We start from the raw sequence: 12,338 nt of genomic DNA on the forward strand, positions 1-12,338 counted from the left end.
CCCGCCGCGTCCCGCCGCGTGGATCAGCAGGAGTTGGTGATGTAGTCCTCGGTCGGGGCGAGCAGGTGCTCGGCCCAGACGGTGTGCATCTTCACGTAGGCGTCCGGGTTGAGGATGTCCGCGACCTGCTGGCCCAGCGACTCCTGCAGGTGCGCGGAGTTGACGTGCTGGAGCAGCACGCTCAGGGTGTCGTCGGAGACGCTGCCGGCGCCGTTCACGGCGGGCGTGAGGATCGACTCCAGCCAGACGGTGTGCATCTTCAGGTAGCTGTCCAGCTTCAGCGCGTCCTGCACCTGCTGGCCCGGGGACTCCTCCAGGTGCGCCTTGTCGATGTGCTGCAGGATGGGCAGCAGCACCTGCTGGACGCTGACGCAACTTCCGTCCCCGCCACCGCTGCCGCCGGAACTGCTGCCGCCGGACGTCGAGCCGCCCGTGCCGCCACCGGTCGAGCCACCCGTCGACCCTCCGGTCGAGCCACCGGTGGACCCGCCCGTCGAGCCGCCCGTGGACCCACCGGTCGAGCCGCCCGTCGAACCGCCGCCGGAACCGCCGGAGTTGCCCCCGCCGCTGTCGGCGACCACGGTGATCGAGGCCGTCATGTCCGGGTGGACCGCGCAGTAGTAGTCGTACGTACCGGCCTTGGTGAAGGTGTACGACCAGCTGTCGCCCTTCTGCAGCGAGCCGGAGTCGAACTTGGCCGGGCCGCTGGTGGTGGTGACCGTGTGCGGAGCGGTGTCCTCGTTGACCCACTTCACCGTCTGCCCGACCTTCACGGTCAGCTTCGGCTTGCTGAACGCGTAGTTCTTGATGTCGATGGTGTAGTCGGCAGCCGTGGCCTCGGTGGTCGACTTGCCCATGTCGGCCATCTGGTGTGCCTCGGCTGCCGGTTCGGCCGTCCGCGTGGCTGCTGCGGACCCGGTGGACGCCTGCAGCAGGCCGAGTCCGACGGCGGCCGCGAGGCCCGCACCCAGACCGGTGGCCAGCAGTACCTTGTTGCCCACCCGGGAGCGCCGGTGGCTCGGGGGAGCGGTGGTTTCTTCGGTGTGCATGGAGATGCTTCTCCCTTGTGAGGTTCCCCCGGTGGGGGTCCCTGTCGGGTGACAGGGGTCGGGAAGTGTGCCGGTCAGCGGCCGGGAGCCGAGGTGACCAGCCAACTCGTCGCGGCCAGCACGACGAGGACGAGCCCCGTCTCCGCCGCGACCGAGTGGACGAAGGGCCGTACGGTGGCGCGGTCGCCGCGCAGCAGTACGGCGATGTCGAGCCGCGTCCGCACCCAACCGCGGCTGCGCTGCGCGACCGCCAACACGAGGGCCAGCACCGCGAGTTTGAGCAGCAGCAGCCGCCCGTACCCGGTGCCGACCAGGGCGTCGTACGATCCGACGACCTGCCAGGTCAGCACCGTACCGGCGGCCACGATCGCCGCGACCGACACCCCGGCCAGCGTGGAGTAGCCGGAGACCACGGCCGACAGCTCCTCGGGCCGGCGCCGGGGCAGCACCCCGAACAGCAGCAGCGCCAGACCGCCGAGCCAGAGCGAGACGCCGAGCAGATGGACCAGGTCGGCCACCGCGCCCCAACCGGGGTGCGTGCCTTCGGAGTTGTGGCCGGTCATGCCGGCCGTCCGCAGCAGCCCCACGGTCACCGCCAACGCGCCCACCCGCCAGCCGGGCGACCGCGCCGCCCGCTCCGCGCCCTGCAGCAGAGCGGCCAGCACGATGGCGGCGAGCACCCACATCAGCACCCGGCAGGCGGCCACGACGCCGACCTCGGTGCCCAACAGGTCGGTGTAGGTGGCCCGTCGGAAGACGTCACCGAGCGAGCCCAGCGCCCCGTACGCGCTCTGCAGCCCCGGCGTGAGCAGGCTCGCCGTGAGGCCGGCCGCCCAGGAGAGCGTGAGGACACGCCGGGTACGGCGGTCTCCGGCGCCCTGCGGCCAGAGCAGCGCGAGGAAGGCGAGGCCGCCGACATACAGGGCGAGGGCGAGATAGCCGGTCCAGCGGGCGGTGATCCAGGCCGTGTGGACGGACTCGGCGGGTTGCGGAACCGGCGGTGCCGAGGATTGGGAGGGCTTCGCGGTCAGCGGGAAGGAGAGCGCCCCGGACGTGGAATGCCCGTCCTCCATGTCGAGGACCTGCCAATCCAGGACGAGGCGGTCCTGGCCGGAGGTCTTCGGGACGGTGACCTCAACGGCCTTGTCACCGCCGCCACTTCTCACACCCAGCGGCCTCCCGGACACCTTGATGTGGACGTCCGCCGGGTCGACTGGCTCGCTGAAGCGCAGCGTCACGGTCGCCGGAGTGTGCGTGAGCCGGGCGCCGTTGTCCGGGGTCGAGGACATGAGTTCCGTGTGCGCCGACGCGGGCGGTGCGGCGAGCAGCAGGGCGGCGAGGGCGGCCAGGACGGCGGTGAGCAGGAACGGGGCGCGGCGTCTCACGGCAGTACCTCCGGCAGCACCGAGGGCGAGGCGGCGACGCCGACGCAGAGGGAGGAGGAGGGGGAGAGGGACGGAGCGGGGGACGTGGACGCCGGGGCCGGGGCGAGCAGGCTGTCCAGCAGGCCCGGCACCGGGCTGACGACGCCGTTCAACAGCGGCTGGACCAGCCGGACTTCGCCTTCCCCGCAACTGTCCGGGGCTGAGGGGGACGGGGTCGGTGTCGAGGAGGGCGAAGGCGGGGGAGAGGACGACTGCTGTCCCGCGCCGCCGGTTCCGCCCGTACCGTGGCCGTGGCCGCTTTCCCCGCCAGAAGTTTGGTCGGCGACGGGAATTCCGGCGCCGCTGTCGCCCGCCGGATAATCGCCCGCCGAGCCGAATCCGTAATTCCCCGTCGCGCTGTCGGGCGGAGGTCCGGTCTCCGAACGGGACGTCGGCTGACGGGGCGTGGGTGAGGCGGCGGAGGCCGGCGGCGAAGCGGTGTCGACGGTCGTGGTGCCGGGGGCTCCGATGCCCGAGGCGTAGCCGAGGACGACGACGACGGCCGCGACGAGCGCGCCCGCGACGATCTCGTCGCGATGGTCTCCTGGCCAGGAAGCCCTGGCGAAGAAGGACATGGTCCCTCCTGACGCTGTGCGTGGACGGCGGTGACCAGGAGTGCACCGGGGTGACGATTCCCGTCAGCTACGCGTCAGTTAATCGATCGTTTCGTGTCCTCTTATTCGACCGGGGCGGGGTTGTGAGAACGGACCTCACCACACCAATGCGCGCATTGCATTCCGTGAAGAAACCGGAGGGAGTGTGAATTCGAACGCCCGCGGCAATTACTTCTTCACGAAATCCCCTTTCCTGCATATGCCCTAGGCGTCGGTGTGCAACTCGACGCAGCACGCGCCCGGTCGGGGCGTCAGTACCGCGGTGGTGTCGGTGTTGCCGGAGGCGGCCAGGCAGCCGGCGAGGAAGGCGTGGTTCATGCCGCAGATCAGGTCGGGGGCCTGGGCGGCGACCGGGTGGAACGGGCAGTTGTAGAGCACCGTGCGGCCGGAACCGGCGTCGGCCGGGTCGAACCCGAGGGATTCCAGGATCGCCGTGACGTCCCCGCCGGGGGTCTCCGCACCCAGGGCCTCGCCCCGCTCCCGGGCGACTCGGAGCGCCGCCTCCCGGGCGCTCTCGCCGGGCCGCTGTGCCGTCAGCGCCTCGGTCAGCAGGGAGGCCAGCAGGTCGTGGCGGCGCGGGGGGAGGCTCAGGGAGAGGGTCCCGGGGCTGGGCTCGTACACCTTCGGGGCGCGGCCGACCCGGCGCGGGCCGTGGCCGCCGTGGCGCGCCTGCAGCAGGCCCGACGCGACCAGCTTGTCCAGGTGGAAGGCGGCCAGCTTGCGGGAGATCCCCACCGCCGCGGACGCCTCTTCCCTGGTCACCGGGCGTCTGGCCCGCCGGACGTAGTCGAGCAGCCGACGCCGGGACTCGTCGCCGAGGACGGCGAGCGCGGCGGCCGTGGCATCGGGGTTCACCGCATCACCGTAACTCCGTCGAGTGGACTTGCCTGACCTGCCGACGAATAAGACCAACGGGCACCCGTTCCTGGCCGACGCCGAGCCCCTCACCCCGGTCCCGGTGCACGTCGAGCGCGCCGCGCACTTCCGCCCGCCCGCCGACGCGGCCACGCCGATGGTGATAGTCGGCCCCGGCACCGGTGTCGCCCGTTCCTCGCCGACGGCACCCTCGACCGCCTGGACCCGGCCTTCTCCCGTGACCAGCGCGCCGCCCACTGCTGCGTCTGCGGCGACGCCTCCCGCATGGTCAAGGACGTCGACCGGGCGCTGAGGGACATCACCGTGGTGCACGGCGTACTCGACGAGGTGGGGGTGGCGGCGTACGGGAAGCAGCCGGCGGCCGAGAAGAGGTACGCGCGGGACGTTGCTGACTACTCTGGGTGCATGCGAGACCTGGCGGACACGGCACGACAATGGGCGGCCGAAGGCCGTGCGGCGGTACTCGCGCGGCCCCTCACCGAGCGCGGGTTCGGGGCGCGGCAGCCGGCCGACGCGATGCTGATCGACGCGGACGGGCAGTACCACGGGCGGCTGTACCGGGGCGCCTTCGACCAGCGGCTCGTCGCCGAGGCCTGTGCGGTGCCGCCTGGGCACACGGCCCGCGTGTGCGAGGTGGCCGTGCACCAGGAGGGCGTGGCCCGGGCAGGGCTGACCTGCGGGGGACAGGCCGAGATCCTGATGCAGCCGCTGGGAGCCGTACCGGCCCGCTGGTGGGAACTGCTCGGGGCGGGGGCCGACGCCGCGCTCGTCACCTGGCTGGACGAGGGGCGGACGCACGCGGTCAGCACCGTGGTGACGCCGGACGAGGCCGTGGACGGGCCGGACGTGCCGCCGCAGGCCGCGGTGCAGGCGCGTTCCCTGCTCGCCCGCTACCGGGTCGGACGTGAGGTGCACGCGGCCGACGCCGGGCTCGTCCTCATCGAGACCTGCCCCTCCGTGCCGCACCTCGTCGTCGTCGGCGCTGGCGAACTCGCCGAACTCCTCGTCGCCCAGGCCGGTTTGTTGGGCTGGCTGGCCACGGTGACGAGGTCCGCGGGGGACGCCGCCGAGCTGCTCGCCGAGCATCCGGCCGCCGCCTGTCTGATCATGCTGAGCCATGAGCCCGACGTGGACGTCCCCCTTCTGCGCACCGCCCTGACCTCGGGCATCCCGTACGTCGGCGCCCTCGGCTCCCGCCACACCCAGGCCCGCCGCGCCGCCGCCCTGCTGGAGACGGGCCTGGCCGAGGCGGACCTGGCGCGCGTCCACGGCCCCATCGGCCTGGACATCGGCGCCCGCACCCCGGCCGAGACGGCACTGGCGATCTGCGCCGAGGTGCTGACGGCGTTGGACGGTCCGGAGTGAGCGCGACGAGGGGCCGGCGCGGACGCCGGCCCCTGCTGACGCTCAGCCCTTGCCGAGGAGCTTGTTCATCTCGGTGATCTCGGCGGTCTGGCCCTTGACGATGTCGCCGGCCATGGACTTCGCCGGGCCGTAGGAGCCCTTGGTCTGCTCCGTCCCGGCCATCTTCACGGCGCCCTCGTGGTGCTCGACCATCATGGTCAGGAACATGGTGTCGAAGTCCTTGCCGGACGCCTTCTCCAGCATGGTCATGTCCTTGGGATCCATCATCCCGGCCATGTCGGAGCCCGAGCCGTGGTCCATGCCGGGCATGGAGTCCATCGAGTCCATGGAGGCGCCGGCGGAGGGCACCTTCTCGTTCCAGGCCGTCAGCCAGCCGGACATGGTCTTGATCTCCGGGTCCTGCGCCTTCTCGATGCGCGCGGCGAGGTCCTTGACCTGGGCGGAGGAGGCCTTTCCGGCGGCGAGGCGGACCATCTCAAGGGCCTGCTGGTGGTGCGGGATCATGCCCTGCGCGAAGGAGACGTCCTGGGCGTTGTGCGCGTCGGCGCCGGTGGACGACGAGGCGGACGCGGCCGCGTGGCCGCCGCTGTCGCTCCCGCTGTCATGGTCGTTGCCGCAGGCGGCGAGAGTGACGGCCGCGGTGAGGGCGGTCACCGCCAGGGCGGTACGGCGGACGAGGGGCGTACGGGTGTTGCGCATGCTGGAACTCCTGCTGATGCGTGTCGCGCTGTCGCGCGTGAAGGGATCTGGACGTGCCGGAGCGCACCGCGGGCGCGGTGCCGCGTGGTGTCTAGATCCGCAGGAGTTGGAGTTCCGCCAGGGAGGGCGGGGCGCGGGCGCCGTCCGGGGCCGTGCCGGCGTACGGGCAGGAGATGTCGGCACACGCGGGGACGGTCACCGGGCCGGGCGTCGGGGCCGGCAGGGTCGGTCCGCCGCTGACCGCCGCCGACGCGCAGGTCCGGTCGGCGTGCTGGAGGTGGCCGCCGCCGCAGTCGTCGCCCGAGCAGCCGCCGTGCGGGCCGGCCACCACCGACGTGTGCCCGGCGGCGGAGTGCGTCTCCATGCCGCCGCCGGGAGCCAGGGCGTGCATGCCCAACAGCCCCGCCAGCAGCCCGAGCACAACAAGCGCCCGCCACCCCACGGAGGGTGGCGCACCGCGTTCCTGTGCACGAGCTGTCATGGCGCCTCATCGTACGCAGACGACCCGGCCGCCGTTCACCCCGGCCCGGCCGTCCAGGTGATCCGCGGTGGCACCACCCGCGCGCACAGGGGCAGGCCCCGCTCGTCCGACAGCCCGAGCCTGCCCACCAGCAGCCCCTGGCGCACGGCGGTGTCCAGCACCTCGGCGGGCACGGCGTCCAGCATCAGCTTGGCCCGCCGGAACAGGGTGAACGCTCCGGAGCCGTCGCCCGTACCCCACGACAGATACACGAACCTGCCCCCGGAACGACCTTGCACATAAGGCCCTTTGACATCCGTACCGGCCGCCGAGACCACCGCGGTGCACTCCAGCGTCCAGCTCACCGAGCCGGCGTCACCGGGCTGCACCCCGAGCAGTTCGGCGGGCCGGTCCCGACGCTGCACCGCGACACGCACGTCCGAGTACACCGTGTCGCCGCCCTCGGGACCGCAGGTGCGGCCGGGCAGGTCGAAGCCCTCGATGTGGATGCGCAGACCGGCCGCCATGCCGTCACCGCCCCGGTTCGTCAGCTGTGGAGGTCCAGTCTGCACCTTTGGACCGGGGGATCCACCCGCCGGACCGCGCCCGCCGCATGGCAGGATCGGGCGCCATGACGGCGTCTGCTTCGGTACGCGCGCTGCGCGCGGCGGTGTTCGCCGCGCTGTGCGTGCTGCTCGCGGCCGGGGGACACGTCCTCGCCACCGGCATGGCGCCGCCGGTGTGGGTGCAGGCCGTCGGTTTCGTGCCCCTCTTCGGCGCCGGGTGTCTGCTGGGCGGCCGGGAGCGGTCACTGGCGGCCATCGGCGCCGGCACGCTCACCGCGCAGGCCGGACTGCACCTCGCCTTCGGCGCGCTGCGGCCGCACTCGACGATGCTCATGCACGGCATGCGCATGGACCACACCCACGCCGTGACCCCGCACGCCACCGCCGCGCACGTCGCCGCGGCCCTCGTACTCACCTGGTGGCTCAGGCGCGGCGAGGCCGCCCTGTGGTCGCTGCTGCGCCGGGCCGCCGCCCTGGTGCCGGGCCTGCTGGCCTGGTGGCGGGTGAGCGGCGGGGCGCCGCTGGTGCCGGACGCGGGCGCGGCCGTACGACCGTGTGCCGGCGGTCCGCGGCCGCTGCGGCGGCTCCTGCTGCGGCACGCGGTGCAGCGGCGTGGACCGCCGCCCGGGACTCCGTACCCCGAGCGACCCCAACACACCTTTCCCGTACGGAGATTCACTCACCCATGTCCCGAGTACGCATCACGCTGCGCCGCGCCGGCGCCGTCACCGCCCTGACCGCCGCGGGGCTCCTCGCCGCGGCCGGTGCCGCCTCCGCGCACGTCACCGTCCATCCCGAGAGCTACGCCAAGGGCGCCACGGACGGACTGCTGACCTTCCGGGTCCCCAACGAGGAGGACACCGCGTCCACCACCAAGGTGCAGGTCTTCCTGCCCACCGACCATCCCGTCCTGGGCGTCCTCGTCTCCCCGCAGGACGGCTGGACCCCCAAGGTCACCACCACCAAGCTGAAGACGCCGGTGAAGACCGACGACGGCTCCATCACCGACGCCGTCTCGGAGATCACCTGGACCGGCGGGAAGATCGCGGCCGGCCAGTACGAGGACTTCAACGTCGCCTTCGGGCAACTGCCGGACGACACCGATCAGTTGGCCTTCAAGGCGCTGCAGACGTACTCCGACGGCAAGACGGTCCGCTGGATCGAGGCGGCGTCCTCCGGCGACGAGGAGCCGGAGAACCCGGCGCCGGTGCTGAAGCTGACGGCCAAGGGCACGGACGAGGGCGCGAGCAGCACGACGCCGCTGCCGGCCACCTCGAAGAGCTCCACCGGCACCAAGGCGACGGCGTCGAGCAGTGACTCCACCGCACGCGGACTGGGCATCGCCGGGCTGGTCGTCGGTGTACTGGGGCTCGGCGCGGCGGGGTTCGCGCTGGCCCGCGGCCGTAACGGCGGAACGCCGGCCGAGTAGCGAACGCGAGGGGCGGGGGTCCACAGGCCCCCCGCCCCGTGCGCGGCTCTCTCAGCGCCGCAGCCCGCGGACCAGCCCCGCCGCGACGCCCGCGGCGCCGACTCCCGCACCGGCCAGTGCCAGCGCCTTGCCCACCCGCCCGGGCGCGGCCGGACGGACGTCCCGCCCCACTCCGTACGCGCTCCCGAACGCCCCGCCGGGCAGGGCGGACGCCAGCAACTCGGCGACATGAACCGCCTCATGGCCGCCGCTGTCGAGTTCGTGCACCTGCGTCCGGCAGCTGAAGCCGTCCGCGAGCACCACGGTCGACGCGTCCTCCTCCCGCAGTCGAGGCAGCAGCACCCGCTCGGCGCAGGCCTCGCTCACCTCCAGGTGCCCCCGCTCGAACCCGAAGTTGCCGGCCAGCCCGCAGCACCCCGACTCCAGCTGCTCGACGTCGACCCCGGCCCGCCGCAGCAGCTCCTGGTCGGCCTCCCAGCCCAGCACCGCGTGCTGATGGCAGTGCACCTGCGCCACCGCCCGCGCCGACCGGTCCGGCACATGCGGCGGCTCGTACCCGGGGGAGTGCTCGGTCAGCAGCTCGGCCAGCGTCACCGTCTGGTCGCTCAGCCGCCGTACGTCCCGGTCGCCGGGGAACAGCTCGCCCATGTCGGACCGGAACACGGTGGTACAGCTCGGCTCCAGCCCGACCACCAGCCCGCCCGCCCGGACATGTCCGGCCAGATGCCGCACGGTACGGCTCAACACCCGCTCGGCGATGTCGAGTTGGCCGGTGGAGATCCAGGTCAGCCCGCAGCACAGCGGTTCCTTCGGCAGCTCGACCCGCCAGCCCGCGCGCTCCAGCAGCTCCACGGCGGCCTGACCGATGTGCGGGTGGAAGAAGTTGGTGAAGGTGTCCGGCCAGAGCATCACGCTGCCGCGCGTCCCGTCGCCGTACGTCTCCCGACGGCCCGCGAACCACGGCTGCAGGGTCCGTCCCGCGAACAGCGGAAGTTCGCGGTCCTCGACCCCGGCGAGCGCGACGGCCGCCTTCGACAGCGGCGGGGTGTGGGTGAGGGCGTTGACGACCGGTCCGAGCCGGGTGCGGCCCACGACCTGGGCGAGGGCCGGCAGCCAGCCCATGGACAGGTCGGAGCGCGGCCGCCGCCAGGGCCGGCCCTCGTAGTGGTGGGAGAGGAACTCGGCCTTGTAGGTGGCCATGTCGACGTCGGCCGGGCAGTCCTTCTTGCAGCCCTTGCAGGCCAGGCACAGATCGAGCGCGTCGTGCACCGCCTCGGACCGCCAGCCGTCCCGCAGCGCGCTGTCGCCGTGCCCGTCGAGCATCTCGAACAGCAGCCGCGCCCGTCCGCGCGTGGAGTGCTCCTCCTCCCGGGTGACCTGGTAGGAGGGGCACATCACCGATCCGCCCGTGTTGCTCAGCTGCCGGCACTTGCCCACGCCCACGCAACGGTTGGCGGCCTCGGCGAAGGAGTTGCCGTCGTCGGGGAAGCGGAAGTGCAGCTCGCGCGGGTCGTACGGGGCCCAGTGACTGCCCAGACGCAGGTTCTCGTCGAGCTTGTACGGCGCCACGACCTTCCCGGGGTTCATCCGGTCCAGCGGGTCGAAGACGGCCTTCAACTGCTGGAAGGCGGCGACCAGTTCGTCCCCGAACATGCGCGGCAGCAGCTCGCCCCGGCTCTGTCCGTCCCCGTGCTCACCGGAGAGCGAACCGCCGAACTCCACGACCAGATCGGCCGCCCGCTCCATGAACCGGCGGTAGGCGGCCACCCCGTCCGCGGTGTACAGGTCGAAGGGGATACGGGTGTGCACACAGCCCTGCCCGAAGTGCCCGTACAGACTGGGCCCGACGTCGCTGAGGTAGCCGAACTCGTCGAACAGGCACCGCAGTCGGCGCAGGTACTCGCCGAGCCGGTCCGTCGGCACCGCCGAGTCCTCCCAGCCCTCGAAGGTGTCGGGGTGCTCGGGGACGTGCGCGGTGGCCCCCAGGCCGGCCTCGCGCACCTGCCACAACTGGTCCTCGTGCGTGGGGTCGTCGAGGAAGGCGACATCGGGTTCGTGCTCGGACTCGTGCAGCCCGTCCAGCATCCGGTGCGCCCGCTCGTCGGCCTCCTCGTGGGTGTCGGCGCCGAACTGCACCATCAAGTAGGCGTTGCCCTCGGGGAGTTCGGCGAGGGCCTTCTGATTGAGGCCCTTGATCCGCTCGTCCTTGATCAGCCGCGCGTCGACACCCTCCAGCGCGATCGGCTCGTACGGCAGGATCGCCGGGACGGCGTCGGCGGCCACGGAGATCTCCGGGAACCCGAGCACCACCAGCGTGCGTTCCCTCACCACGGGCACCAGTTCCAGCTCCGCCCTGAGGACGGTGACCAGCGTCGACTCGCTGCCGACGAGCAGGCCGGCGACGTCGAAGCCGTACTCGGGCAGCAGTGAGTCCAGGTTGTAGCCGGAGACCCGGCGCGGGATGTCCGGGAAGCGCCGGCGGATCTCGTCGCCGTAGCGGTCGCGCAGCGCGCGCAACTGCCGGTAGACCACGGCCCGCAGATCGCCCTGCCGCTCGATCTCGGCGTACTCCTCGTCGCTGGTCTCGCCGCACCAGAAGCGGGTGCCGTCGTAGAGCAGCACCTCCAGACGGGCGATGTTGTCGACGACCTTGCCGTACGCCTGCGCGGTGGCGCCGCAGGAGTTGTTGCCGATCATGCCGCCGAGGGTGCAGTTGGCGTGGGTCGCGGGCTCGGGGCCGTAGCGCAGGCCGGTCGGGGCGAGTTGCCGGTTGAGCTCGTCGAGGACGATGCCGGGCTGGACGACACAGGTGCGGGCGTTCGAGTCGACGGACTCCAGGCGGTTGCAGTACTTGGTCCAGTCGATCACCACGGCCGTGTTGGTGCACTGCCCGGCGAGGCTGGTGCCGCCGCCGCGCGACAGCACGGGCGCGTCGTGCTCGCGCGCCACGGCCACCGCCTCGGCGGCCGCCTCGGGGGTCCGGGGCACCACCACGCCGATCGGGATCTGCCGGAAGTTGGAGGCGTCGGTGGAGTAGGCGGCGCGGCTGCCGGCGTCGAAGCGGACCTCTCCGTCGACCCGTTCCCGCAGTGCGGCCTCGAGCTTCGACGCGTCGACCGGCGGGGCTGCCCCTCCGCGTCGTACGACAGGTTCGGGCAGGTCCAACGCGGCCATGGAGCCCTCCTTCGCTCGGCCCGGCGGCAGGTGGCGGGACCGCCGGGTACCCAGGCGGTGGAGCCGTCATCCGCGCGCGGGTGATCCGGAAGGGCGGTTTTACGGTGTCTTGGGCTCCTCGGCGAGTTCCGGGATCAGCCCGTACATCGCGTCCCGCTGGTCCGGGCCCATGACGTGGCTGAGGGCCCGGGCGACCGTCGAGGCGAGCACGCCGGAGGCGTCCTCCAGCAGGCCGCGCGCCTTCTCGGTGAGGGCGACCTCGATGCCCCGCTTGTCACCGCAGACCGACTTGCGGGTGACCAGACCGGCGTGCTGGAGGCAGGCGATCTGGTAGGTGAGCCGGGTCTTGGGGCGGCCCAGGAGCTCCGCGACGCGGGTCATGCGCAGACCGGTCCTGGGGTGCTCGGCGAGCAGGCACAGGATCAGGAACTCGTCGTGAGAGACGTCGAGCCGGTCCTTCACGACGGACCGCAGTTCCTGCTCCACCGCACCCATCGCCGCGAGCATCACCATCCAGGCGCGCAGCTCCCTGGGCAGGAGTCCGCCGTCCTGCGCGGACGGACATTCGGGCAGGTCGGTGGAGTGCTCCTCGGGGTCGGCCATGCCAACGAGTCTACCTGTTGTTCAATTTTGGACGGGATGGTTGTCCAGATTTGGATAATGGGCTAGCGTTCAGTCATCC

The 12,338-nt window shown here is 72.4% G+C and carries 12 protein-coding genes and 1 pseudogene; 4 read left to right on the plus strand and 9 right to left on the minus strand.

The window, feature by feature from the left end:
* Window positions 1–23: 23 nt before the first annotated feature.
* From ABZZ74_RS04480 to ABZZ74_RS04495, 4 genes are all read right to left on the minus strand, one after another.
* On the minus strand, window positions 24–1,049 hold the full coding sequence (locus tag ABZZ74_RS04480; RefSeq protein ID WP_356761837.1) for a plastocyanin/azurin family copper-binding protein: 1,026 nt from the start codon (window positions 1,047–1,049) through the stop codon (window positions 24–26).
* 74 nt (window positions 1,050–1,123) lie between these two features.
* Window positions 1,124–2,434: a CopD family protein gene (locus tag ABZZ74_RS04485; protein WP_356761838.1), complete on the minus strand. Its 1,311-nt coding sequence runs from the start codon at window positions 2,432–2,434 to the stop codon at window positions 1,124–1,126.
* Window positions 2,431–3,048 (minus strand): hypothetical protein, encoded by a 618-nt coding sequence (locus ABZZ74_RS04490; RefSeq protein ID WP_356761839.1) that lies wholly within the window; start codon window positions 3,046–3,048, stop codon window positions 2,431–2,433. Before ABZZ74_RS04490 ends, ABZZ74_RS04485 begins: the two co-directional genes overlap by 4 nt.
* A 243-nt stretch (window positions 3,049–3,291) precedes the next feature.
* Entirely contained in the window at window positions 3,292–3,942 is a 651-nt protein-coding gene (locus ABZZ74_RS04495; RefSeq protein ID WP_356761840.1) for a helix-turn-helix domain-containing protein, read from the minus strand.
* Between the two features lie 64 nt (window positions 3,943–4,006).
* Here ABZZ74_RS04495 and ABZZ74_RS04500 point away from each other — a divergent pair.
* Window positions 4,007–4,350 (plus strand): annotated as a pseudogene (locus tag ABZZ74_RS04500) (hypothetical protein); the annotation flags it as partial.
* 18 nt (window positions 4,351–4,368) lie between these two features.
* Window positions 4,369–5,328 (plus strand): XdhC family protein, encoded by a 960-nt coding sequence (locus tag ABZZ74_RS04505; protein ID WP_356762058.1) that lies wholly within the window; start codon window positions 4,369–4,371, stop codon window positions 5,326–5,328.
* A 42-nt stretch (window positions 5,329–5,370) separates the two neighbouring features.
* On the opposite strand, the gene ABZZ74_RS04510 is transcribed toward ABZZ74_RS04505, so the two are convergent.
* The 3 genes from ABZZ74_RS04510 to ABZZ74_RS04520 all read right to left on the minus strand — a co-directional run bounded on the left by ABZZ74_RS04510 (window position 5,371) and on the right by ABZZ74_RS04520 (window position 7,014).
* Window positions 5,371–6,027, minus strand: a complete 657-nt coding sequence (locus ABZZ74_RS04510; RefSeq protein ID WP_356761841.1) for a DUF305 domain-containing protein — start codon at window positions 6,025–6,027, stop codon at window positions 5,371–5,373.
* Between the two features lie 91 nt (window positions 6,028–6,118).
* Window positions 6,119–6,508, minus strand: coding sequence for a DUF6153 family protein (locus ABZZ74_RS04515; protein ID WP_356761842.1), 390 nt, complete (start codon window positions 6,506–6,508; stop codon window positions 6,119–6,121).
* A 35-nt stretch (window positions 6,509–6,543) separates the two neighbouring features.
* Entirely contained in the window at window positions 6,544–7,014 is a 471-nt protein-coding gene (locus ABZZ74_RS04520; RefSeq protein WP_356762059.1) for a DUF5990 family protein, read from the minus strand.
* Between the two features lie 104 nt (window positions 7,015–7,118).
* Here ABZZ74_RS04520 and ABZZ74_RS04525 point away from each other — a divergent pair, with 104 nt between their 5' ends.
* Window positions 7,119–7,790: a hypothetical protein gene (locus ABZZ74_RS04525; RefSeq protein ID WP_356761843.1), complete on the plus strand. Its 672-nt coding sequence runs from the start codon at window positions 7,119–7,121 to the stop codon at window positions 7,788–7,790.
* On the plus strand, window positions 7,739–8,482 hold the full coding sequence (locus tag ABZZ74_RS04530; RefSeq protein ID WP_356761844.1) for a YcnI family protein: 744 nt from the start codon (window positions 7,739–7,741) through the stop codon (window positions 8,480–8,482). The genes ABZZ74_RS04525 and ABZZ74_RS04530 overlap by 52 nt, the downstream gene beginning before the upstream one ends.
* Before the next feature lie 51 nt (window positions 8,483–8,533).
* On the opposite strand, the gene ABZZ74_RS04535 is transcribed toward ABZZ74_RS04530, so the two are convergent.
* Together ABZZ74_RS04535 and ABZZ74_RS04540 are read right to left on the minus strand one after the other, a co-directional pair.
* Complete coding sequence (locus tag ABZZ74_RS04535) at window positions 8,534–11,656, minus strand: FAD-binding and (Fe-S)-binding domain-containing protein (protein WP_356761845.1); 3,123 nt, start codon at window positions 11,654–11,656, stop codon at window positions 8,534–8,536.
* 99 nt (window positions 11,657–11,755) lie between these two features.
* Entirely contained in the window at window positions 11,756–12,259 is a 504-nt protein-coding gene (locus ABZZ74_RS04540; RefSeq protein WP_356761846.1) for a MarR family transcriptional regulator, read from the minus strand.
* Between the last annotated feature and the right edge of the window lie 79 nt (window positions 12,260–12,338).

The sequence above is a fragment of the Streptomyces sp. NPDC006476 genome (genome assembly GCF_040612015.1).
GTDB lineage: Bacteria > Actinomycetota > Actinomycetes > Streptomycetales > Streptomycetaceae > Streptomyces > Streptomyces griseorubiginosus_B.